This window comes from Enterococcus sp. GPZ-007, from assembly GCF_059374735.1.
This window is the reverse complement of the sequence record NZ_JCAFYN010000011.1, coordinates 62,405-84,006: the sequence shown is the minus strand read 5'-3', so window position 1 is coordinate 84,006 and position 21,602 is coordinate 62,405. Positions and strand designations below refer to the sequence as shown.

17 protein-coding genes are annotated in these 21,602 nt (G+C 43.9%); 14 read left to right on the top strand and 3 right to left on the bottom strand.

Translation table 11 applies throughout. The annotated features are described in order from the left end of the window. From allE to arcC, 6 genes are read left to right on the top strand one after another with little or no spacing between them, the layout of a single operon-like run. The gene (allE, locus tag AC4J95_RS08085) at positions 1-786 is read left to right on the top strand and encodes a (S)-ureidoglycine aminohydrolase (protein WP_494549428.1); all 786 of its coding nucleotides are present in this window, start codon (positions 1-3) and stop codon (positions 784-786) included. A gap of 21 nt (positions 787-807) precedes the next feature. Beyond that, positions 808-1,872, top strand: coding sequence for an ureidoglycolate dehydrogenase (allD, locus tag AC4J95_RS08080; protein WP_494549427.1), 1,065 nt, complete (start codon positions 808-810; stop codon positions 1,870-1,872). Between the two features lie 19 nt (positions 1,873-1,891). Next, positions 1,892-3,649: an acyl-CoA synthetase FdrA gene (gene fdrA / locus AC4J95_RS08075; protein ID WP_494549426.1), complete on the top strand. Its 1,758-nt coding sequence runs from the start codon at positions 1,892-1,894 to the stop codon at positions 3,647-3,649. 14 nt (positions 3,650-3,663) lie between these two features. Continuing rightward, entirely contained in the window at positions 3,664-4,926 is a 1,263-nt protein-coding gene (locus AC4J95_RS08070; RefSeq protein ID WP_494549425.1) for a YlbE family protein, read from the top strand. A 34-nt stretch (positions 4,927-4,960) separates the two neighbouring features. Then, positions 4,961-5,779: an oxamate carbamoyltransferase subunit AllH family protein gene (locus AC4J95_RS08065; protein ID WP_494549424.1), complete on the top strand. Its 819-nt coding sequence runs from the start codon at positions 4,961-4,963 to the stop codon at positions 5,777-5,779. A 31-nt stretch (positions 5,780-5,810) separates the two neighbouring features. Continuing rightward, the gene (gene arcC / locus AC4J95_RS08060) at positions 5,811-6,749 is read left to right on the top strand and encodes a carbamate kinase (protein WP_494549423.1); all 939 of its coding nucleotides are present in this window, start codon (positions 5,811-5,813) and stop codon (positions 6,747-6,749) included. A gap of 31 nt (positions 6,750-6,780) precedes the next feature. On the opposite strand, the gene AC4J95_RS08055 is transcribed toward arcC, so the two are convergent. Further along, positions 6,781-8,415, bottom strand: coding sequence for a PucR family transcriptional regulator (locus tag AC4J95_RS08055; RefSeq protein ID WP_494549422.1), 1,635 nt, complete (start codon positions 8,413-8,415; stop codon positions 6,781-6,783). Between the two features lie 129 nt (positions 8,416-8,544). Here AC4J95_RS08055 and AC4J95_RS08050 point away from each other — a divergent pair, with 129 nt between their 5' ends. From AC4J95_RS08050 to AC4J95_RS08035, 4 genes are all read left to right on the top strand, one after another. Next, positions 8,545-9,756, top strand: coding sequence for a pyridoxal-phosphate-dependent aminotransferase family protein (locus AC4J95_RS08050; protein ID WP_494549421.1), 1,212 nt, complete (start codon positions 8,545-8,547; stop codon positions 9,754-9,756). A 232-nt stretch (positions 9,757-9,988) separates the two neighbouring features. After that, on the top strand, positions 9,989-11,470 hold the full coding sequence (gene allW / locus AC4J95_RS08045; RefSeq protein WP_494549420.1) for an allantoin permease: 1,482 nt from the start codon (positions 9,989-9,991) through the stop codon (positions 11,468-11,470). A 31-nt stretch (positions 11,471-11,501) separates the two neighbouring features. Next, complete coding sequence (gene allB / locus AC4J95_RS08040) at positions 11,502-12,866, top strand: allantoinase AllB (protein WP_494549419.1); 1,365 nt, start codon at positions 11,502-11,504, stop codon at positions 12,864-12,866. 79 nt (positions 12,867-12,945) lie between these two features. Next, entirely contained in the window at positions 12,946-14,193 is a 1,248-nt protein-coding gene (locus AC4J95_RS08035; RefSeq protein ID WP_494549418.1) for an MFS transporter, read from the top strand. Between the two features lie 63 nt (positions 14,194-14,256). Here AC4J95_RS08035 and AC4J95_RS08030 read toward each other — a convergent pair whose 3' ends face one another. Next, positions 14,257-15,864 carry a PucR family transcriptional regulator gene (locus AC4J95_RS08030; RefSeq protein ID WP_494549417.1) on the bottom strand — a complete coding sequence of 536 codons (1,608 nt, stop codon included), beginning with the start codon at positions 15,862-15,864 and terminating at the stop codon, positions 14,257-14,259. A 39-nt stretch (positions 15,865-15,903) separates the two neighbouring features. Next, positions 15,904-16,662 carry an IclR family transcriptional regulator gene (locus tag AC4J95_RS08025; RefSeq protein WP_494549416.1) on the bottom strand — a complete coding sequence of 253 codons (759 nt, stop codon included), beginning with the start codon at positions 16,660-16,662 and terminating at the stop codon, positions 15,904-15,906. 171 nt (positions 16,663-16,833) lie between these two features. Here AC4J95_RS08025 and AC4J95_RS08020 point away from each other — a divergent pair, with 171 nt between their 5' ends. Genes AC4J95_RS08020 through AC4J95_RS08005 form a run of 4 tightly spaced genes read left to right on the top strand, consistent with a single transcriptional unit; the run spans position 16,834 to position 21,587 of the window. Beyond that, on the top strand, positions 16,834-18,510 hold the full coding sequence (locus tag AC4J95_RS08020; RefSeq protein ID WP_494549415.1) for a thiamine pyrophosphate-dependent enzyme: 1,677 nt from the start codon (positions 16,834-16,836) through the stop codon (positions 18,508-18,510). A gap of 33 nt (positions 18,511-18,543) precedes the next feature. Continuing rightward, complete coding sequence (locus tag AC4J95_RS08015) at positions 18,544-19,446, top strand: sugar phosphate isomerase/epimerase family protein (protein ID WP_494549414.1); 903 nt, start codon at positions 18,544-18,546, stop codon at positions 19,444-19,446. A gap of 18 nt (positions 19,447-19,464) precedes the next feature. Beyond that, positions 19,465-20,421 (top strand): D-2-hydroxyacid dehydrogenase, encoded by a 957-nt coding sequence (locus AC4J95_RS08010; RefSeq protein WP_494549413.1) that lies wholly within the window; start codon positions 19,465-19,467, stop codon positions 20,419-20,421. Positions 20,422-20,444: 23 nt separating this feature from the next. Then, positions 20,445-21,587, top strand: a complete 1,143-nt coding sequence (locus tag AC4J95_RS08005) for a glycerate kinase (RefSeq protein ID WP_494549412.1) — start codon at positions 20,445-20,447, stop codon at positions 21,585-21,587. The last annotated feature ends 15 nt before the right edge of the window (positions 21,588-21,602 follow it).

The following is a 21,602-nucleotide window of genomic DNA, read 5'->3' as shown; positions in this document are numbered from 1 at the left end:
ATGGGTTACAAAAATAATAACATCGGCTATCTTGACGGCTTATTAGAATCGAGAGCAGTCATCAAGAAAAACAATTATGCAGTCCTTCCCCATGATGGCTTGGTCAACAACGTGATACCAGGATTTGAAAATTGCGACTGTTCAATCTTAGGATCGAAGAAACTTGGAGCAAGCTTTGTGGACTACATCATGACTTTTCATAAGGATGGCAAAAATGAATTAGGCTTCGGTGGAGAAGGCATCGAAACATTAGTCTACGTGATCGATGGCAAGTTGGAGGTAAGCGACAGCAAGGAAAGCCACACCGTAATCTCTGGCGGATATGTTTATTTGCCGGCAGGAGAAAAGATGTTTTTAGCCAATGCACAAGAGGAAGATACAGAATTCTTCTTATATAAAAAACGTTATCAACCATTAGAAGGTCACAGTGCATATAAAGTCGTCGGCAATGCCAATGAGATGGAGCCGATTGAGTATGAAGGTATGAAGGATGTGCTGCTTTGGGACTTTTTACCTAAGGACTTGGGCTTCGATATGAATTTCCATATCTTATCCTTTGAGCCGGGAGCCAGCCATGGCTATATCGAGACTCATTATCAGGAGCATGGTGCCTATCTGCTTTCTGGAAAGGGTATGTACAATTTGGATAATGATTGGCTGCCAGTGGAAAAAGGGGATTACATCTTTATGAGCGCGTATGTTCAACAAGCAGCCTACGCAGCTGGACGGGGAGAGCCGCTAAAATACGTCTACTCAAAAGACTGTAATCGCGATCCTGAAATTTAGATAAAGGAAGTAGTTTGTACGATGGAAGAAACAATGACTATTCAACCAGCAAGATTACATGAGTTGATTCAAGATAAATTGACGCGGGCAGGTTTAAAAGAAGAGCAGGCAGATACAGTGGCGGAGCATTTAGTTTTTGCGGATGCGTGTGGTATCCATTCACATGGTGCGGTGCGGGTAGATTATTATGCAGAACGGATCGCAAAAGGCGGAGTGACTATTGATCCCCAGATTTCTTTTGAACGGACGGGTGCAAGTACTGGAATCGTTCATGGTGATAATGGGGTCGGGCAATACGTTGCACTTCAAGCTTTAGAATACGCGATCGATCAAGCAAAGGAATCTGGAGCAGCGATTGTTGGTGTCAAACGAATCAGTCACTGCGGAGCACTTTCCTATTATGTAAAGCGGGCTGCGGAAGAAAATCTGATTGCCATCTCGATGTGCCAGTCCGATCCGATGGTTGTTCCATTTGGCGGCTCAGAAAATTATTTTGGCACCAATCCAATCGCATTTGCGGCTCCTAGAGAATTTGGCTCACCGGTTGTTTTTGATATGGCAACGACGGTTCAAGCATGGGGGAAAATTCTTGATGCTCGTTCAAAAAATCAAGCGATTCCCGATACTTGGGCGGTCGATAATGAAGGTCAGCCAACAACGAATCCCCATGAGGTCAATGGACTGCTGCCAATGGCGGGGCCTAAAGGGTTTGGCTTAATGATGATGGTAGATATCTTGTCCGGCATGTTACTAGGGCTTCCTTTCGGGAAAAATGTTTCTTCTATGTACAGCGATCTAACGGAAAAAAGAAATCTTGGTCAACTCTTTATCTTGATTGATCCTAGACGCTTTACCGATCTGCGAAGCTTTAAGCACAGTATAGAAACCATGATTGAAGAATTGCATGAGATTGCTCCAGCAGCTGGTTTTAATCAAGTCTATTATCCAGGAGAAACCAATCAAGTCAAATACGACCAGTATATGGCTGCGGGAATTCCTGTTGCTAAACAAGTACTAGACTATTTGGAAAGCGATACGATCCATTTTAATCAATATGGAGAAACTGGAAGTTTTGCGACTAACTAACAGAAAGTGAGGGAATCACGTGTTACACACGATTATTCAAAAAAATAGTTATCAAGATTCGATCGTATTGATGCTGCTAACGAATCGTTTAAATACGCTAAAAGGAGTGGAAAAGGCTTCCGTGATGATGGGCACGCCCGCCAATAAGGATATTTTTAAAACAGGCGGTCTGTACACACCAGAACTGGAGGATGCTTCCTCTAATGACATGGCGATCGTTTTAGAAATTGCAGACCAGGATGAGAAGCTGATTCAAGACGTCTTGCACAATATTGATGAATTTTTAGCCGAACAAAGCAAGGGCGGCAATGACAAAGGGACAGAAACGGTGAAAACCTGGGATAAAGCGTTGGAGCTTGGTGAAGATGCCCATGTTGCCGTCTTTTCAATTCCCGGAACACATGCGGCATTAGAAATTGAGCATGCACTTAATGAAGGCAAGCATGTTTTCTGTTTTAGCGACAACATAGCGTTGGAAGATGAAGTTCGTTTGAAGCAAATGGCTCATGAAAAAGGGCTGCTGTTAATGGGGCCGGACTGTGGAACAGGAATCATTAATGGAATCCCCGTAGCCTTTACCAATGCGGTTCGCAAAGGCAGTATCGGAGTTGTTGGGGCATCTGGCACAGGGATTCAAGAAGTCACAACTTTGATTCATAAATTAGGCGGCGGCGTAACCAACGCCATTGGGACCGGCGGACGTGATTTAAAAGCCGAAGTTGGCGGAATCACATTGAAGGATAGTGTCGCAACATTGGAAAATGATCCTGACACAAAAGTCATTGTCGTGATCTCCAAACCACCGGCACCAAGTGTTCGTGACGAAGTGCTGGATCTATTAAGAAGTTCTTCAAAACCAGTCGTGACGATTTTCCTTGGTGAAGAACCCACAGATCACGAGGAAAATCTATATAGAGCCTACACCTTAGAGGAAGCGGCGGAGATTGCTGTTCAATTAATGAAAGGCGAGGACGTAATCGAAAAGAATGCCGAGCTGGAGGACCCGGGGTATCAATTCACCTCAGAGCAAACCGGGATCAAGGGGCTTTATTCCGGTGGAACCTTAGCCTATGAAGCCGCAATGTTAATGAAACGGGCCCTCGGGTTGAAGGATGATCAGAAAACAGAAGATGGGTTCATTCTAAAAGACGGCGTTCATGAAATTATTGATCTGGGCGACGATATTTATACACAGGGCAAGCCGCATCCAATGATCGATCCGAGCAAACGCCAAGAAATGCTGGCGCAAGCAGCGGATGAAGCAACGACGGCAGTGATTTTGCTGGATGACGTTTTAGGCTACGGCTCTCATGAAAATATGGCGAAAGAGTTAACGCCAACAATCAAAGCAATTAAGGAAAAAGCCGCTTCTGAAGGCCGAGAGCTGGTTGTCATTGCCACAATTGTCGGTACGGAAGAAGATCCGCAAAATATGGACGAGCAGACGAAGATTCTGGAAGAAGCTGGAGCTGTTCTATGCAATAGTAATGCCCAAGCGGTTAAGCTGGCGTTGCTGATGCTAGGGCATCCGTTGACACTGCCTGAAAGAAAAGTATTACCGAAAAAAGCTAGCGACAAAACGGAAATAACGCCATCCAAAGAGATGATGCGCCTACTTACGAATGATGCCTTCATCAATATTGGCTTACGCAGCTTTTCTGACGCCATCACAAGTCATAACGGCAAAGCTATTCAATTTGACTGGCAGCCGGTTGCGGGCGGCAATATCACGTTACAAAAAGCCTTACAGTTTTTAAATCAAGCGGAATTGAATTAGGAGGAGAATGAAAAGTGTATAAAACAATTGATGAAGCAAACCAAGCGGTCGCCGCAAAAATTGTAGCCGGTTCTCCTTTCCTATTAGATGTAGTACCTGCGAAGACGGTGATCACTGAATTAAATGAAGGCAAAGTCTTATTACATGCCGGGCCGCCGATCCGTTACGATCAAATGATTGATCCGATCCAAGGTGCCTGCGTTGGTGCAGCGCTGTTTGAAGGCTGGGGCGAAACAGAGGAAGAGGTGCGTCAACAGTTAGCCTCTGGTGAAGTGACGTTGATCCCCTGCCACCATGTAGATGCGGTTGGTCCAATGGGCGGTATTACTTCTGCCAATATGGCGGTATTAGTAGTAGAAAACAAAACAGACGGTAATCGCGCGTATTGCACGATGAATGAAGGAATCGGTGCAGTGTTACGATTCGGTGCTTATTCAGATGAAGTAATCCAGCGTTTGCACTGGATGAAGAATACGTTGAGACCTGTTTTGAGCGCTGCTTTAAGAACAATGGAAAACGGCTTGAATGTCAATGTCTTAGTTGCAAAGGCGATCTCGATGGGGGACGAATTCCATCAACGGAATATTGCGGCATCACTGGCGTTTTTAAAGGAAGTCGCTCCCGCGATTGTTTCTTTAGAAGGATTCGAGAAAGAGAAGCAAGAAGTCATCCAATTCTTAGCTGACACCGATCAATTTTTCTTAAACGTCATGATGGCCTCGGCTAAAGCGGTGATGGATGGTGCCAGAAAAATCCAAGAAGGAACGATCGTGACAGCGATGTGTCGGAATGGTCATGAATTTGGTATCAGAATCGCTGGAATGGGCGACGAATGGTTTACTGGTCCAGTCAACACACCAAAAGGCTTGTACTTCTCAGGATTCAGCGAAGCCGATGCTTCACCTGATATGGGTGATAGTGCGATTACAGAAACCTTTGGTGTGGGCGGCATGGCGATGATTGCTGCTCCGGCAGTAACTCGTTTTGTTGGTTCGGGCGGTTTTTACGACGCCTTGAACACCAGTAATGAGATGACGGAGATTTGTATCGACAGCAACCCGAATTTTCCAGTACCAACGTGGGATTTCAAAGGGATTTGTCTAGGGATCGACGCGCGAAAAGTGGTTGAAACAGGGATTTTACCAGTGATCAATACGGGAATCGCGAATAAGCAGGCAGGCAAGGGACAGATCGGTGCTGGTACCGTGACACCGCCGATTGATTGCTTCGAAAAAGCGGTTCTAGCTTATGCCAAGAAATTAGGATTTAACGAGTAAGGAGAGGGAAACGATGCTGATAGAGGCTTGTTGTATGGATCAAGAAATTGCTAAACGTTCATTTTCGAAAAGCCGCTGGCGTGTTCACAGTAAATTCGGTCGCAGCTTTAACATTCAAGACGAAACCTGTCAGCATCTGGCAGTTGTTGCAGCTGAGCAAAGCACGGTTGTTCCGAATGGAATCTATTTGAGAGCCTCTGACTTTGAACAATTATCAGCGGAAATCGCCGTGGACGATTGTTTGATCATTCAAAATCAAGCACTGAAATTTGCGAAAAGTCAGCTGCTTTTAACTGGAAAAAATTATCAGACGTTCCAAAAGCAGCGAACCAAACGGATCAACGAATCGAATTGGGCTGAGTATGAATGCTGTATTAGAAGGATTACCAAAGAAACCGGTTATCAAGAAGGGCTGAACGCGATTTTCTCTAGTGAGAATCCATTTGTTTCAGCAATTGATGATTTGTGCTCGGAACAGCTGTCGCTGCAGCGGCAAGCACTTCATTTTCTAATTGGACGCGGCCCAGGGTTAACCCCTTCTGGCGATGATATGATCATTGGTCATTTAGCTGCGCGTCTGCTCGTCAACAGGAATAATCAGAAGCTGCAGAACTATTTACGATCCAAAATGACTGCGGTAAATGATTTGACCACGGATGTCAGTAAGCATTATCTGCTGTGCAGCTTGAATCAGCGCTTTAATCAATCCGTATTGAGTCTACAAAAAGCCTTAATAGAGCCGAATGGGCAATTAGAAAAAGCCGTGGAAACTGTGTTGGAAACGGGACATACTTCCGGCGCGGACTTTTTGGCAGGCTTTACACGAACACTTGAATTTTTTAATGCAAATTAGACATAGTAACAATAAAAAAAGGAGGATGAACATGGCAAATCGAGTAGTTATTGCTCTTGGCGGGAACGCTATTTTAAAACCAGGTCAAGCAGAAACAGTCGAAGCACAGCTGGAAAATATCAAAACTAGTGCTGAAATGATCGCAAAAATTGAAAAACTTGATTATCAAATCGTTGTGACCCATGGGAATGGTCCGCAGGTTGGCAACATTTTACGCCAAAATGAGGAAGCAAAAGATATTGTACCGCCGTTTCCTTTAGACGTATGCAATGCCGAATCGCAAGGGTTTATCGGCTACTTAATGGAACAAACGATCAAGAATAAGATTGAAGAAGAGGGATTGACGAGCGGTGTCGTTACCCTGTTGACGCAAGTTGAGGTATCTGCAGAAGACGAAGCCTTTAAGAAACCAACCAAGCCGATCGGCGTCTTTTATTCAAAAGAAGAGGCCGAAAAAATGGAGAAAGAACGTAATTGGAAAATGATGGAGGATGCCGGACGCGGATATCGTCGCGTGGTTCCATCTCCTCGACCGTTAACGATTCATGGGGTGAATTCGATTGTGAATTTGCTGAATCAAAATACGATCGTCGTTGCTGGCGGAGGTGGCGGAATTCCAGTTTCCAGAAAAGAAAACGGCTATTTAAGCGGAATTGAAGCCGTTATTGACAAAGATCGCACCGGTAAAAAGCTCTCTGAACAGGTCGATGCCGATGTCTTCATGATGCTGACTGATGTTAGTAATGTCTACATCAACTATGGCAAGCCAAATCAAGAAAAATTAGAAACGATTACGCCAGAAACGGCTCAAAAACATTTTGAGGACGGTCATTTTGCTGACGGCAGCATGGGTCCGAAGATCGAGGCGGCGATTCATTTTGCCCGTCAAGGTAAAACGTCGATCATCTGTGCTTTGGAAGAAGCAGATAAGGCGCTATTAGGCAAAGCAGGTACACGAATAGTTGGGTAAAACGCCCATTATTCGTGTACCTAAAAGTGTTTTATAAATTATCTTCCTCAGATAATTCCAATGCTAGCCGCAGATCAAGGCTTACACCGGAATCATGAATATTTTTACCGATCAGCTTGTTGCATTGTTCGATCCGATATTTGATCGTATTGCGATGGACGAACAGTGCTTTCGCGGTCCGAGCAATTTCGCAATGAAAATCAAGATAGTATTTCAAGGTCTTCCGAAGCTCGATCAGCGCTTCTTCTTTTGGATAGGCCAAGTCTTTTAGCGTGATCTCGCAAAAATAAGTAATGTCTGAGGGTCCCATTTTCTCAAAAAGGCTGCGCATGCCTTTAGACTGGTATTGGTAAATAAGTGAGCTTGTTGAAAGCTGCTGCATTTCTTCAAAAGCTGTTTTGGCTTCGATAAACGATTTGGCGATATCATCGATCGAATCGTAAATATTGCCTAAACCAAATTGAATCCGGATATCTAATCGATCGGAGAGATCATCCGCGACCATTGCCAGAATATACTCAAGCCGTTCTTGCTTGTGCTGAATCAATATCGCGAAATGCTCCGTGTCTTTGACCTTGAAAAGTGTGACATCCTTAATATGATGCGCCAATTTATCACTTAACCAATTGAAGCTCAGCTGGCTGACTTCTTCCTGATACTTGATTTTTGAATGATGCTTGGACTTCATTTTACAGGCGGCATAGACGACACGATAATGCCGTGCTTTGACTAATCCGTAGGTCGTTCCTAAATCAAGCCAATCGCGGGGTGCCTGATTTGGCGCCTGCTGAATCTCGATCATCCGGCTTAAAAAGTCGGTCTTTAGAACATCGAAGGATTCTTGGACTTTCTGATTCTTGTACAGCATGAAGGATAGAACGAGTGCGGCTTGCTCTAAAGCAAAGTTTGAAACTGGATAAGGAATCTTTTCTGGATTCAAGATCACTAAATAATGTGGAAAATAATGATTCGGCTCAACCGAAAAGTAGGAGACTAAAAAAGTTTTATTGTCTAAATCAGTGATTAAGGTAGAATCATTTTTTTTCGTTACACAGTCTGGATCCGACAAAGTCAGCTGATCAATATAATATTCAGCCGGTTTAGAGGTTTTTGAAAAATGCTTAGAAGCCGCGTAAACACGTCCGTAGGGATCCACTAAAATAACCGGTGTTTTGATCAAACGGCCAAAATCAGAAATAAAACGAGCGATGCTTACATCATTCACCAGCATATGTGAAAAGCGTTGTTGAATATCTAGAGCGTAATTCAATTGTTCCGTTTTTTTATCCCATAAAAAATTGAGCATTTGGTGCAAAAGACTGCCTAAGGGGATAGAGAGGGGGATCTGGACGATCGGAAACTTCACTTTATTGGCGTAGTCGATTACCTGCTCATCGATCTTATCGATGTATCGTCCAATCTTGATTCCAAGACCGGCAGCTTTTTTTTCCTGCAATGAATCAATTAATTCAAAGATCTTGCTTTGATCTGCTTGATAGATCATCGCTGTGGTCAATAGAAATGTGTTTTCTGGAATATAGAAAGAAATATCCGGCGTTTCGCTGATTTCGATACTGTCCACCGGTAGCTTTGCATAATTAGGATCAGTCATCAAAAGCAGGTCGGAAAAACGCGGGAGTTCTAATAAATCAATCAGTGTTCTCATAGGGCACCTCCTGACCAAAGTATATTCAAGGCCTGATAGATATACAAGGTCAATTTGGTTATATTAACTAAATAATTTTGGTTATTATGCATAAATAACAAACGATAAAAACGAAAAAGAAGGATATATATGTTTTCAGAATTAGTAATACCTAGACGAACAATCATGACACCAGGACCTGTGGAGGCTCATCCAAACGTTTTAAGAGTAATGAGTTCGACCATTCTAGGTCAGTTTGATCCAGCGTTTTTAGCCATTATGGATAACGTTAAGGAAATGATCAAAGTACCATTTGGAACGAAGAATGAACAAGCTTTTGCGATTGACGGAACATCACGTTCTGGTTTAGAGGCTGCATTAATCGCATTGATTGAGCCTGGTGATAAAGTCTTGATTCCGGTTTACGGGCGTTTTGCTTATTTATTAGGAGAAATCTGTGAACGGGCAAAGGCCGAGATCAAATATCTGGAAAAAGACTGGACCAGTCCTTTTGATCAAGCAGACATCATTGAGGCGATGGATGAGTTCCAACCAAAAATCGTTGCGATGGTCCATGGAGAAACAGCGAATGGGCAAATGCAGGCATTAGATCAGATTGGTGCAGCTTGCCGTGAAAGAGAAATCTTCTTCGTGGTCGATATGGTAGCGACCTATGGAGGTGTGCCGCTTTTTGTTGACGAATGGCAGGTCGACATTGCGATCGGCGGAACTCAGAAATGTGTGAGCGTGCCTTCCGGTATGTCCTTGATTACCTACAATGATCGGGTTGAAAAAGTTTTGACTAGCCGCTATCAAAAAGAGTTAGGGCTAAGCAAGGTCGATCGCAACGAAAATCATATCAATAATAACTATTTGGATTTGAGCCAGCTGCAGCGCTATTGGAACTCTGAACGGATCAACCATCATACCGAAGCGACCACTATGATCTATGCATTGCATGAAGGCTTACGAGCAATAATAAATGAAGGAATCGAAAATGTTTGGGCTAGACACAAGCTCAATGATGAAGCCATCGTAGCCGGTATTAAGGCGATGGGATTGGATTTCTTTGGCAATATGGAGACCAAAATGCCGACCGTGACACCAATCATGATTCCAGAGGGCGCTGATGATGGCGAAGCGATCCGCAACATGCTGCTGGAGGTGTTTGGTGTGGAGATTGCTTCTTCGTTTGGCGATTTGAAAGGAAAAGTTTGGCGCATCGGTAATATGGGCTACAGCAGCCGTCGGGAAAATGTTCTTCAGGTGCTGGGCGCATTGGAAGCGGCGATGATCTACCATGGGGCCAAATTGAATGTTGGCGAGGCAGTGAAGGCGGCTTTGAAGGTATATGGTGTCTAAGTAATTGAAGGCGGCTGTTTGATTTTTTAGTCTATAAAAATAAAGCAGCCGCCCTTTTTAAACTTTATTTTAGACATTGGATAGCACCTGAAAGCTATCATTGTCTATGTTGTACAAAAAGCACTTTGCATTTTGGTAACTTCAGCTAATGTAGAAACCTCTAAAAACGCTTACAATTTTGGTAGTTAGAAAATGATTAATCGAAGCACGAAAGTTGAAGGAGGAGGAAATAGTGGAGAACAAAGATTATCAGGTTAGCGAGGAAGAAATTGCTCGTTACAAGGAGCGTGGGTACAACGATGACATGCTGCCGAAGACACCTGAAAAACGCAATATGAGCGCAAAGAATTATTTTACTCTGTGGATGGGATCAGTACATAACATTCCTAACTACACTGCTGTTGGCGGATTTCTATTTTTAGGCTTGTCGCCCATCAATGTGATGTTTGCATTGATTGTCAGCGCATTGGTTGTGGCTCTGTTTATGACGATGAACGGACGAGCGGGCTCTAAATACGGAATTCCATTTGCACTGCACTTGCGTTCGACGTACGGAGATGTTGGGGCAAAACTACCAGGATTTCTTCGTGGATGTGTGGCAGCAATTGCTTGGTTCGGCTTACAAAACTATACAGGTTCTTTAGCACTTCTTATCTTAATTGGAAAAGTTTGGCCCGGATTTTTAGCGATTGGCGGTTCTGCCAGCTTCTTTGGAATTGGGATTCCCGGATTGATTGCTTTCACGATTTTCTGGGGAATCAATGTTTTAATCGGAATTGGCGGAGGCAACATACTGAATAAGTTTACCGCTGTTTTAAGTCCATTGATTTATATCGTATTTGGCGGAATGGCGATTTGGGCATTACGGGCAGCCGGCGGGATTGGTCCGATTTTATCCTTCGATACCAGCTCTGCTACTCAAAGCATGAATCCGATCTTTGCTTACTTTATGATCATCAACTCCGTTTTAGCTGTTTGGGCGGCACCGGGAGCCAGTGTTTCTGACTTCACGCAAAACGCGAAATCGACCAAGGATCAAACAGTTGGGCAAATGGCCAGTCTATTAGTTGCTTATGTCATCTTTGCTTTTTCTAGTGTAGCTATTTTGATTGGCGGATCGATTCATTACGGCATTCAAGAATGGAATGTGCTGAACATCGTTGATCGTTGGGACAATCTCCCTGCTGTTATCATCGCCATGACGGTTTTCTTATTAACGACCATCTCGACAAATGCGACAGGGAATATCATTCCGGCTGCTTATCAGCTTTCGGCCTTATTCCCAAAACGAATCGATTACAAAAAAGGGGTTATTGTAGCTAGCTTGATCAGCTTCGTGATTATGCCTTGGAAGCTGATGGAAAATCAAGACAGTATCTTCTTCTTCTTGAATTCGATCGGTGCGGTACTTGGACCGGTAGCTGGCGTAATGATCGCTCACTACTTCTTTATCAAAAAACAAAACATTGATTTGAATGCGCTGTACATGGATCCGAAAGCAGATAACTCCAAAAATATGTATCGCGGATTAAACCGTCAAGCTTATATCGCAACGATCATCGCCCTGATTGTTTCTTTAAGCGGACAATTTATTCCAGCATTACAAGCAGTTTCAAATGTATCATGGCTGGTTGGATTCTCCTTTGCATTTGCTATCTACTACGGATTAAGGAAATTAGGCTCTGAAGATAAAACGGAAGAAGCCTTTGATTAAAAAAATGAGCTTTAGAGAGGAAGGAAACAGAATGAGTCACGATTTAGTAATTAAGAACGGCCTGGTAATTTTAGAAAGTGGAGAAGTTGAAACAGATGTAGCTGTTAAGGACGGAGTCATCGTAGCGATTGGAAATGATTTAGCTGGAGACAAAGTCGTGGATGCTTCCGGTTTAGTTGTGAGTCCCGGTATGTTGGATGCCCATGTGCATATTACTGATCCTGGCGGCGGCTACCGTGATGAATGGGAAGGCTATGTCACAGGGACAGCTTCGTGTGCTAAAGGCGGCGTTACTTCATTTATGGAAATGCCTTTGAACCAAGTCCCAGCGACTACGGACGCAGAAAGCTTAGAAATCAAATATGCTGCCGGCAAAAACAAATTACGCTCTGATGTCGGATCGTTCGGCGGGTTGACTCCGTTAAATCTTAAAGGCGGGATCCAAGAGTTAAATGATGGCGGTGTGGCAGCCTACAAATGCTTCATGGCGACCTGCGGCGACCGGACGATCGACGGCGATTTTATGAATGTCGATGATTATTCTTTATACGAAGGCATGAAGCAAATCGCTGAAACGGGCAAGGTCTTAGCGATCCATGCAGAAAATGCGACGATTACTGATAAATTAGGCGAAATTGCTTATAAAAATGGCGAAACAACATTGAAGGCTTATGTAGAAAGTCGTCCGGTCTTCACAGAGGTTGAACCAATTCGCCGTGCTATTCTTTTAGCCAAAGAAACAGGCTGTCGGATTCATATTTGTCATGTGGCTTGTCCTGAAGGCGTAGAAGAAGTGACTAAAGCGCGGGCTGAAGGTGTGGACGTAACCTGTGAAACGTGTACCCATTACCTGTACTTCCACACCGATGAGCTGGATGCCATTGGTCCAGTGGTGAAATGTTCACCGCCGATCCGTGATTTAGATACCCGTGAAGCGATGTGGGAAAAATTATTGGCAGGCGAAATTGCCTTTGTAACATCTGACCATTCGCCATGTACACCGGATTTGAAGGACAAAGAGAATGCCTTTGAAGCGTGGGGCGGTATCTCTGGCGTACAAAATAACGTAGACGTTATGTACGATGAAGGCGTTCAAAAACGCGGGATGAGCTTGAAGATGTTTGCTGATGTGATTGCGACAAATCCAGCTGACCGTTATGATTTGGATTCTAAAGGCCGGATCAGTATCGGCAAGGACGCGGACTTTGTCTTAATCAAACCGAATGCACCATACACCTTAAAAGCGGAAGATTTAGAATATCGCAACCAGATCAGTCCTTATATTGGACGTGAAATCGGTGCGCAAGTTGTTCAAACGATTCTGCGTGGCGAAACGATTTACAGTCAAGAGACTGGTGTGACGGCTGAATTCCCAGGTGAGTTCATTAAAAAATAGACAATAATTCAGACGATGAGCTGTGCCGAAATCCGGCACAGCTTCATCAAGTTTTTTGATTTAAAGGGAGGACGTAAAAATGGAAGAACAAGTGGATACAAAACGAGCTCCCTATTGGAAGCAGATTATTTTCGTATTAACTGCAGGGTGGATCGTTATTTGGATTTATCGGACGGTATTAACACCGATTTATCCGATCATTAGTGATTATTTTGGCGGCGCGACAGATGCACAGCTAGGCAATATTTCTAGTTTCTATTTTTTAGGGTATGTCAGTATGCAGATTCCCTCAGGATTGCTGGTGGATCGATTTGGCAAGAAAAAAATATTGATTCCTGGTTTCTTACTGTTCGGGCTAGGCACACTATTCGTGGCGGCGGCTTCGAGTCTGTCGTTGGTCTTTATCGGTAGTGTTTTAGCGGGCTTGGGCTGCGGAACGTATTATGGCGTGGCATATTCCTTGACTACCGAGTATGTCCCAGCGGATAAGAAAAGCTTAGCTACAGCAATCGTTAATAGCGGGACAGCGGTCGGCAGCGGACTAGGTCTGGTTTCCTCCAGCTTTTTAGTGGGAGAAGGGGTACTGCCTTGGCAGTATCTATTAGTTGCGACAGCCGTATTAATCGTCGTTATGCTGATTGTTTTTAGAAAAGTTATTCGAGGGGAAAAAAAAGTTAAGCAGGAGCCTGCTACAGTGAAGACTGACAGTTCCATTAAGGATTTGTTCAAGCTACCAATGATCGCGGCCTATATTTTGTATTTTTCTACTTTGTATACTTATTACTTAATCGATACCTGGCTGCCTAATTTTTTAGAAACGGAACGTGGTTTTCAAGGGACATCAATCGGTGTGGCGTCTTCCTTAGTCTTCTTTACGGCAATTCCTGGGGCATTGCTCTTTAGTCGCGTGGCGGATAAAATTCCTCATAAAAAAACAACGATCATCATTCTGTTAGAAATATCTGCTGCGGCTGTCTTGTTCTTGACCATTACGACCTCGAATCAAACGTTCTTGATCATCGGGATTATGATGTATGGCTTCTTAGGAAAACTTGCGGTAGAACCGATCATTATTTCTTGGCTGGGACAATTCGCTCCCAAGAAGAGTATCGCCACGACCTATGGGGTCTTTAACTTTTTTGGAATGTCCGCTTCTGTGATCGTTCCCTCAGTGACGGGGTTCATTTCCGATACGACAGGGACAAAGGTTTATGCCTTTTATTTAGCGATAGGGATCATTTTCTTCGGGACTTTCGTCTTTTACTTAATTAATAAAGTCTGCCAAAAGAAGGAAGCAGAAGCTGAAATAACTGAGCAGAGTTGCTAATACACGAGAGAAAAGACTGCTATTTCGAAAATCGAGATAGCAGTCTTTTTATTTTTAGATTGTTTAACCTGCATCCGGCTCCGATAAAAATAGGGCTACTCGCAGCTGCAAAGAAAATTCTGAATCATTAATCGGATTATTTAGCAGCTCCTCACATTTTTTAATCCGATATTTGACCGTATTTCGATGGATAAAAAGCATCTCCGCTGTCTTGGTGATTTCACATTGCATATCAAGGTAGGTCATCAGTGTATTTCTTAGATCCCTATCCTGCTCGTTGTCAGGATAGGCGAGATTTTTTAAAATTGAAATGCAGAAGTAGCGCATATCTTCATTTGAGACATTTTCGGTGATCCGCTTGATGCCTTGAATTTTATTGTAGGAGACAAATGCATTCTTGTCCTCTGATTCCTCTAACGCCTGTTTACTCTCCGTATAAGAAAAATGGAGCAGATCAATATTATTGACTGGATCACCAATGCCAAAGCGGGCATAGACACCGAACAATGATAGAAGCTGCTCGTGGACCTCCTCCAAAATAGGCAATATCTCACTCTTTTTCTGGATCACAAACACCCATTGATTCAAATGCTCGGTTGGGAACAGCATGATATTTTCGTACTTCTCCTCAACATACTGGAATAGATAATCATAGGTCAAAGCATCAATTTCTTTCGCATAAAAGTGTTGATCCTTTTTGATTAAGGACTCTATGTAGATGACGCGGTAATAGTTAGAGTTCAGATTGGGAAAGTGGCGTTTATATTCTAACCAATCCGTATCTCCCAAGGCTGTTTTACGATTTAACAGATACGTCAGAAAACTTCTGCGCTCGGCCCGTTTTTCATTTAGCAAGGTCTGTTCCTTATAAAGCGCCAGTGTCAGGACGGTCAAAGATTGCTGAATGGCAAATTGTGAGAAGGGATAGGGCAGCTCATCTGGATCAAAAATCACCAGCATATAAGGCAAATAGCGATCTGAACTAAGGGGGAAAATACTGATCAGCATTTTTTTCTGGCCCAATTCAAGCAGCAGCTGCTCGCGACGTTTATTTTTTTGACAGTCACGGATTTTTTCCAAAAGAACTGCTTTTTGTTTTTTCGGCATCTCAAGCTTGGAGTACTGCATTTGAGAGCTGGCGACTTCGCCAAAAGGATCAATCAATAAAACTGATTGCTTGATCATCGAGCTGAGCTCCTTCATTAAGGTATCCACCGAGGCGCCGCGGATCATCAAGTTGACAAACTTTTGCTGAATCTCCAAGGCGTAAAAGATCTGCTCTGTTTGATCATGCCAAAGAAAACTAAGCAGCTTATGGGAAATATCGCCGAGCTGATGACTGACTGGAATTTGTAAAATCGGAAAATTCAACTCGTCAGCGACGGTCAAAACCTTGGGATCAATTGCCTTTAAATAGCGTCCGATTTTGATCGCTAATCCAGCGGAGGGCACTTTAGCCAGCGAGCGTACCAAATTACATAGTCCATCCGTATCATCACGAAAGGCCATGGCTGTCGTGACTAGCAGCGCATTTTTTTGAATGTAGTAGGAAACATCCGGTGTTTCAAAAATCTCGATCGTATCCAGGGGACGTTCCAAGTCAGCGCGTTTGTTTAGTAATGATAGTTCAGAAAAGCGGGGAGTCTGAAGAATCTCTTTTATTGACGTCATATTTTTCTCCTATTTTTGAGTTGGGATTAGACCGGCTGCCTACAAGTGGAAATTTTTTGTTGCGTTTTGCAAAATTTGGACCGTCGTTTTGATTTTTTCTTTGGTAGCACGAATGGTCGGCATCGAGACACTGAGTGTGGCAATGACATTTCGTTTTTGATCCAGCAAAGGAATAGCGACACATTTGACACCAATTTCACATTCCTCATCATCCATTGAAAAGCCTTGTTTATTGATCCGTGAAAGTTCTTTTTGCAGCTTTTCTTTGGTAGTAATCGTTTTTTTAGTTAGAGATTGTAATTGAATTTGAGCCAAGTAGTTAGCTAGCTCCTCATCAGTCATATTAGCTAAGTAAAGCTTTCCGGCCCCCGTGCAATACAACGGCGCCCGTTTGCCGATTTTTTGCGTGACATTCAAAAGGTTGTCTTGGCTGTCGATTGATTCGACATAAACTAATTCTTGATTGTCACAAATAGACAAACAAGTTGCTTCATTCAATTCAGTGGAAATTTGCTGCATGTAAGGTCGAACCAACGCAACCAGCTCGTGATTGATTGCCGCACTGCTGCTCAGCAATTTGAATTTTAAACTCAGGGAATAATCAGCGTTTTTTTGATTTTGCTGAACGTATCCCATCGTCATTAAAGTGTAGAGCAGCCGTGATGCAGTTGCTTTGGGGATGGTCGTTTGTTTTGAAATGTCATTCAACGACATTTCATCATCGGCTGCTGTCATGAGTTCAATGATTGCGAAGGTTTTTTGGACGGAGTGATTGATTTTTAACTGCTTTTCTTCCATTTATAAAGGCTCCTTTGTTCATTCGTTAAATTCTTCTTTTGTTCATTTCGGACAAATCAAATTTTGGGGTGACAAAAATACACCGCTTCCATTGTTGGGCTATTGCTCACATGGTAACATGCAATAAAGTGAAACGCAATATCACATAGTGAAATACAAAAGGAAGAAGGAATGGATATGAAAGCAGCAGATGCGATTGTTCAGATTATGGTAAAGGAAGGAATCACCGATGCCTTTGGGATTCCGGGGGCAGGGATCAACCCTGTATACAAATATTTAGAAGATGCGCCAATCGAACATTTTTGTATGCGTCATGAAGAAGCGTGTATGCACGCGGCAGATGGCTATTACCGTGCCTCACACAAAATTAGTGCAGCACTTTGTACATCAGGGCCCGGGGCAACCAACTTTGTGACCGGATTGTACACAGCCAATATTGATTCGATTCCAGTTTTGGCAATCACAGGTCAAGCCAACAGCTGGCAAATGCAGCAGGATGCCTTCCAATGTGTTGATATGGAAAGTATAGCTAAAACCGTGTGTAAAAAAGTTTTTTGTATCTTGGACGCTGAAAAAATTCCTGAGATCATGCAGGAAGCCTTCTATCTAATGCGTAATGGCAAACCTGGTCCAGTTTTGCTGGATCTGCCGCTGGATATCCAACAAACCGAGATCGATTTTGACATCGATAGTTATCAACCAGCAACCAACGATACGGTTAAGCCAGAAACAGCTGAAATTAAGCAAGCGATGGACATGATCCAAAAAGCTGAAGCACCGATTATCGTCATGGGCGGCGGTGTGATTCTGTCTCATGCGGAAAAAGAACTAATTGAATTTGCAGAAATGTTAGAAATTCCTGTAATCACTACTTATATGGCTAAAGGCGGATTGCCGGAAGAGCATCCATTAAACGCGGGACATGCGGGAATTCAAGTTGGTCAACCGATCGGGAATAAATATTTCTTGGACTCTGACCTGGTAGTTGGAATCGGGAATCGCTTCACAGATCGCCACACAGGTAACTTGGCTGTTTATCGTGAAGGGCGCCAGTTCATTCACATTGATATTGAAAAAGGACAAATCGGAAAAGTCTTTGATCCAGAACTAGGAATCGTTTCCGATGCGAAAGAAGCGTTGACAGCATTGATCGCGGAAGCAAAAGCGCGTGAGGCGAAGCCAATCAATTCTAAGCGAGCAGCTGACCTGCCGGCTACCAGAAAAGAGTTGGCGCGTAAAACAGACTTTGACAGCAAGCCAATGATGCCGCATCGGGTCTTCCATGAGATGAACGCTGCGTTTGATGATTCGACCATGTTTACGGCCGGCTGCGGGATTACGCAGATCTGGAGTGGACAATTGCAGAAAATCAATCGTTCGCGCCGTTATTTGCCATCAGGCGGAGCTGGAACATTGGGCTATGAAGTGCCTGCGGCTTTTGGAGCCAAAGTGGCTGATCCAGCAGCACATTCAGTAACTGTACTAGGCGATTTCGGCTTTACCTTCATGGGTGAAGAGATTGCTGTTGCGGCGGCTTTCAAGAAACCGATCATCGTAATCATCGTGAACAACGCTTACCTCGGCTTGATTCGTCAAAACCAAAAAGGGGCTTACGGCTTTGAGTATGCGGTAGATATGCCTTACAACCAAGACGGTACGATGGATTATGTGAAGGTCGCTGAAGGCTTCGGCTGTGTCGGTGAACGGGTCTTCACACCAGATGAGCTGAAGGGTGCGATCGATCGGGCGAAAGCATCGGGCAAAACGTATGTGATCGATGCAATTTGTAAAACGGAACAATTGTGTGACATGGGAAATGCCTTGGACAATGTGAAATCATTTGTTTAAAAGACGATCAATTAAAGAAAGAGAGTGACGAAGATGAGAGAAAGTATTCATAAATATTTTGACATGGGTTTAATCCAGTGGATGAGCTATCCGCCGCAAAAATACCCGCTATTAGACACCTTGACGAAAGTATCACGAGATCCTTACTTCAACGCGATCGAAATGACGCAAGTAAAAGAAGACAAAGAGCGTGAGGACGCGCGAGATATTTTGGCTCAAAGCCATATGCGTGTGTGCTACGGAGCGCAGCCGCGTTTATTGGGACCGGGTTTGAATCCTAATGCGATCAATGAGGAGGATCGTCTGAAGGCGGAGCAAACATTATTAGAAGCCATTGACGAGGCAGAATATTTAGGCGCAAAAGGGATTGCCTTCCTTTCAGGCAAATGGGAAGCGGCGACGAAGGAAGAGGCTTATCAGCAGCTATTGAAGACGACCCGCAATCTGTGTACCTATGCTGCGAAAAAGAACATGATGATCGAATTAGAGATCTTCGATTATGACATGGATAAATGTTCATTGATTGGACCAGCGCCATTAGCTGCACAATTTGCGGCAGATGTTTGCTTAACCCATAATAACTTTGGTTTGATTGTTGATTTATCTCATTTCCCGACAACCTATGAAACAAGTAAATTTGTCATTCAATGTACAAAACCGTATATCACACACCTGCATATTGGCAATAACGTTGTTACGGAAGGCTGCGAAGCCTATGGTGATTTGCATCCCCGATTTGGTTATCCCAACAGTGCCAATGATGTACCGGAGTTACTGGACTTTTTCCAAGTGCTGAAGGACGAAGGCTTTTTAGATGCCAGATCTCCGATGGTTCTGTCCTTTGAGGTTCAACCAAGACCCGATGAAGATGGGGATATCATTGTCGCGAATACCAAACGAGTGATTGAACGTGCTTGGGCATTACTAGAAGACTAGAGAGAAGGGAAGATTCGTATGAAAATCGTCGTATTAGATGGCTATACCGAAAATCCTGGCGACTTGAGCTGGGAGGCGCTAGGCAGCTTAGGAGATTTGACCGTTTACGATCGGACACCGCAAGAACAGGTTCTTGAACGAATCGGAAATGCTGAAATCATCTTAGTAAACAAGGTACAAATGACCAAAGAAATCATCGAAGCAGCAGCTAGTGTGAAATATATCGGCGTTTTGGCAACCGGCTATAACGTGGTTGATGTGGCTGCCGCTAAAGCAAACGGAATCACAGTGACCAATATTCCAACCTATGGAACAGACGGTGTGGCACAATATGCCATCGGGTTACTATTGGAATTATGTCACCGCATCGGCGATCATTCCAACACGGTGCATGCTGGCGATTGGACCAATAATGCAGATTGGTGCTATTGGAACTCACCGCAAATGGAACTGGCCGGCAAAACGATCGGGATCATCGGCTATGGTCGGATTGGCCAAAAAGTCGGCGCGATCGCCAAGGCCCTAGGGATGAAGGTAATCGCCAATGACAGAAGTCATACAGAAGGAATTTTTGCGGGTGCTAGAATGGTGGACTTGGATCAATTATTCAAGGAATCAGACGTGATTTCATTGCATTGTCCACTATTCCCAGAAACGGAAGGCATGATCAATAAGGAGAATATCGCGAAGATGAAGGATGGTATATATATTATCAATGATTCTCGCGGCCAATTGATCAATGAAGCGGATTTACGAGATGCCTTGAATAGCGGAAAAGTCGGCGGTGCAGCGGTGGATGTCGTTTCAACTGAGCCGATCAAAATGGACAATCCATTGTTAGCGGCGAAGAACATGATCATTACACCTCATATGGCTTGGGCTTCTCGTGAAGCACGTTCTCGTTTGATGGATATCGCCGTGGAGAATGTCGAGAAATTCCAACAGGGTAACCCTGTAAATGTTGTTAATGCTTAAGTGATGAAAAGGGGGAGATCGGCATGAAAATAGTCATCGCGATGGACTCCTTCAAGGGCAGCGCCAGCTCATTAGAAGCTGGCGCTGCCGTAAAAAAAGGAATCCAAGCTGGAATGAGTGAATCTCAAGAAATCGAGATTTTACCTGTAGCTGACGGCGGGGAAGGAACAGTCGAAGCCTTCATCGCAGGTACTTCTGGTTCGATCAAGACAGAAACAGTAACCGGACCCTTGGGAAAACCAATCAAAGCGACATATGGTCTGTTAGAAGATAAGGCAATCCTCGAAGTTGCGGAAACCTCAGGGATCATGCTAGTGAAAAAAGCAGAGCTGAATCCTTGGCAAGCGACGACTTATGGCTTGGGAGAATTGCTACGGACGCTGATCAAAAAAGGACAAAGAAAATTTCTGATCGGTCTAGGCGGCAGTGCGACAAATGACGGTGGTATGGGGATGCTTCAGGCTTTGGGTTACCGTTTCTTGAAGAAGAATGGTGAGGAAATTTCTCGAAGTATTTGTGATATGGAGCACATTGATCTGGTGGACGATACGCAGGTGCCGGAGGAATTGCGACAATGTCATTTTACTATTGCCAGTGATGTGACGAATCCTCTATGTGGGGAGCAGGGAGCAACAGCAATCTACGGTCCGCAAAAAGGCGTCAAGCAGGCTGATATTGCTAAGTTCGATGCTTCATTGCAGCATTTCGCAAAAATTACAGCAGACTATTTGAAAAAAGATTTTTCTCAAGCAGCTGGGGCTGGTGCAGCTGGAGGACTAGGCTTTGCGATTCTGGCCTATTTAAAAGGAGAGGTTCATTCCGGTTTCCAGTTATTGTCAGCAGAGAAGCAGTTTGAGGAAAAAATTAAAAATTCCGATCTTGTTATTACCGGGGAAGGCAGATTAGATGCCCAGTCTGTGATGGGGAAGGTTCCTTCTGCTTTAGCGAAGATCACGCAAAAGTACAACAAACCATTGATCGCGATCGCCGGCAGTACTTCCGAGGATGCCTATCAATGCAACGACTGCGGAATTGATGCTTTTTTCTCGATCATCCACAGCATAGGAACAGAGGCAGAACTTTTACAGCCTGCTATTACAAAAGAAAGCATTCAGCAAACCGCCGAACAACTATTTCGCTTTTACCAAAGAATGAAGGCGCTTTAAGGAAGGATGAGTAGT

Excerpts from the sequence above, each read along its gene's own strand:
- allE (WP_494549428.1), top strand. The coding sequence starts at position 1 with ATGGGTTACAAAAATAATAACATCGGCTATCTTGACGGCTTATTAGAA.
- allD (WP_494549427.1), top strand. The coding sequence starts at position 808 with ATGGAAGAAACAATGACTATTCAACCAGCAAGATTACATGAGTTGATT.
- AC4J95_RS08065 (WP_494549424.1), top strand. The coding sequence starts at position 4,961 with ATGGATCAAGAAATTGCTAAACGTTCATTTTCGAAAAGCCGCTGGCGT.
- arcC (WP_494549423.1), top strand. The coding sequence starts at position 5,811 with ATGGCAAATCGAGTAGTTATTGCTCTTGGCGGGAACGCTATTTTAAAA.
- AC4J95_RS08055 (WP_494549422.1), bottom strand. The coding sequence starts at position 8,415 with ATGAGAACACTGATTGATTTATTAGAACTCCCGCGTTTTTCCGACCTG.
- AC4J95_RS08050 (WP_494549421.1), top strand. The coding sequence starts at position 8,545 with ATGTTTTCAGAATTAGTAATACCTAGACGAACAATCATGACACCAGGA.
- allB (WP_494549419.1), top strand. The coding sequence starts at position 11,502 with ATGAGTCACGATTTAGTAATTAAGAACGGCCTGGTAATTTTAGAAAGT.
- AC4J95_RS08035 (WP_494549418.1), top strand. The coding sequence starts at position 12,946 with ATGGAAGAACAAGTGGATACAAAACGAGCTCCCTATTGGAAGCAGATT.
- AC4J95_RS08030 (WP_494549417.1), bottom strand. The coding sequence starts at position 15,864 with ATGACGTCAATAAAAGAGATTCTTCAGACTCCCCGCTTTTCTGAACTA.
- AC4J95_RS08025 (WP_494549416.1), bottom strand. The coding sequence starts at position 16,662 with ATGGAAGAAAAGCAGTTAAAAATCAATCACTCCGTCCAAAAAACCTTC.
- AC4J95_RS08020 (WP_494549415.1), top strand. The coding sequence starts at position 16,834 with ATGGATATGAAAGCAGCAGATGCGATTGTTCAGATTATGGTAAAGGAA.
- AC4J95_RS08015 (WP_494549414.1), top strand. The coding sequence starts at position 18,544 with ATGAGAGAAAGTATTCATAAATATTTTGACATGGGTTTAATCCAGTGG.
- AC4J95_RS08010 (WP_494549413.1), top strand. The coding sequence starts at position 19,465 with ATGAAAATCGTCGTATTAGATGGCTATACCGAAAATCCTGGCGACTTG.
- AC4J95_RS08005 (WP_494549412.1), top strand. The coding sequence starts at position 20,445 with ATGAAAATAGTCATCGCGATGGACTCCTTCAAGGGCAGCGCCAGCTCA.